The sequence below is a fragment of the Curtobacterium sp. MCBA15_016 genome (genome assembly GCF_001865105.1).
GTDB lineage: Bacteria > Actinomycetota > Actinomycetes > Actinomycetales > Microbacteriaceae > Curtobacterium.
Genome location: NZ_MJGR01000019.1, coordinates 1 through 1,340 on the forward strand (window position 1 = coordinate 1; position 1,340 = coordinate 1,340).

2 protein-coding genes are annotated in these 1,340 nt (G+C 72.7%); both read right to left on the reverse strand.

Annotated features, from left to right (window positions below; all coding sequences use genetic code 11):
* Positions 1-78 precede the first annotated feature (78 nt).
* Complete coding sequence (locus BIV03_RS08480; protein WP_083403299.1) at positions 79-513, reverse strand: DUF805 domain-containing protein; 435 nt, start codon at positions 511-513, stop codon at positions 79-81.
* A 215-nt stretch (positions 514-728) separates the two neighbouring features.
* Entirely contained in the window at positions 729-1,211 is a 483-nt protein-coding gene (locus BIV03_RS08485) for a DUF1003 domain-containing protein (protein ID WP_254790812.1), read from the reverse strand.
* Positions 1,212-1,340 lie beyond the last annotated feature (129 nt).

Genomic DNA, 1,340 nt, shown 5'->3' on the forward strand with positions numbered 1-1,340 from the left:
CGCGCCTCCCGTCCGACGGTCCGCACGCCGTCGTGCGGACCGTCCTCGATGCAGACGCTTCGGGCCCGTCTGCCGAGCTCAGTGTCGGACCGCCTGACCGTCCAGTGGCAGCGTCGACGGTCCCGTCGGGCCGTTCGTCGCCGCGACCACGCTGGGTTCGCAGAGCCGGACGATGAGGATGATCGGCCCGACGACGGGCAGGAGCAGCCAGAACAGGTTCTGCCACCGCCGACCGGCGTCCCGCAGCCGCCGCACCGTGACGGCGAGGGTCGGGACGAGCACGACGACCGACCACACACCGGACAGTGCCGAACCGATCATCACGGTGCCTGCGGGCGTCACCACGTTCGCCGCACCGAGCGCGGTGCCGACGACGGCGCTGAAGAGGAAGAACCACCAGAACTCGGGTCGCACGGCACGACCGGTGAAGTCCGCCGCCCCACGGACCACCGACCGGACGGCTTCCCGGAGGTCGATCGTCGGCCGGCGGACGGCTTCGCTGTGCTCGGACATGGGGCACTCCTCGGGTCGGTGCGCGCCCTCGTCGCCGGATGCGTCGGGCTCCGGGCGGGTGCGTGCTGGCCAGCGACGGTACCCACCCGGGACGGTGCCGGCCAGGGTCCTTCGTCCCGGCCCTGACGAGGTGCCCGGGGCGAACCAGGTCGTCGACCGACCCCGCGGAATGGTCCGTGCGGGCGGTCCGTCCCCGTCCGGCGAGTGGACGCAGGTCAGGACCGGACCGGCACCTCCGGCGCAGGAGCACCGTGCACCAGCGGATCGCCCACCGACGTCACGAGGGCGCGGAGTTCGGCGAGCATCACGAGTTGCTGGTGGTTGATCCGGAGCAGCGCCTCGATGTCCACCTTCGCGGCCGCGTTCGTGTCGAAGTCGTGCTGCGCCAGCGCGGCGGCGATGCCGTCCTGCCGTTTGGCGGCGATCAGCAGGATGGCGCCCTGCAGGCCGGCGAGCATCGAGAGGAACAGGTTCAGCAGGATGTACGGGTAGGGGTCCCACCGGACCGCGGCCGTGTTCACCGCCGCCCAGACGAGCATGAACGCGACGAACCCGCCGACGAACCCCCAGCTCCCCATCCCGTTGCGCATGGCGTCCGCGGCGCGCTCGCCCCGCGACAGGGTCGAGTGGTGACGCTGGTGCCAGGTCGACCGCGGATCGGCGCGGGCGCTCGTGGTCGGGATGTCGGTGCTGTCCATGGACGAGGCCTCTCGGGGGCGGTTCGGGTCCTGACGGACCCACCGCCATCCCAACCCTCGCCGCCCGGGTCGACCAGGGCCGAACGTCCCGGACGGGCGGGACGCGACCGGTGACGGACGGGAGGCGCG

What these genes read in the sequence shown, in the direction of transcription:
- BIV03_RS08485 (WP_254790812.1), bottom strand. Translation starts at nt 1,211, where the DNA reads ATGGACAGCACCGACATCCCGACCACGAGCGCCCGCGCCGATCCGCGG.
- BIV03_RS08480 (WP_083403299.1), bottom strand. Translation starts at nt 513, where the DNA reads ATGTCCGAGCACAGCGAAGCCGTCCGCCGGCCGACGATCGACCTCCGG.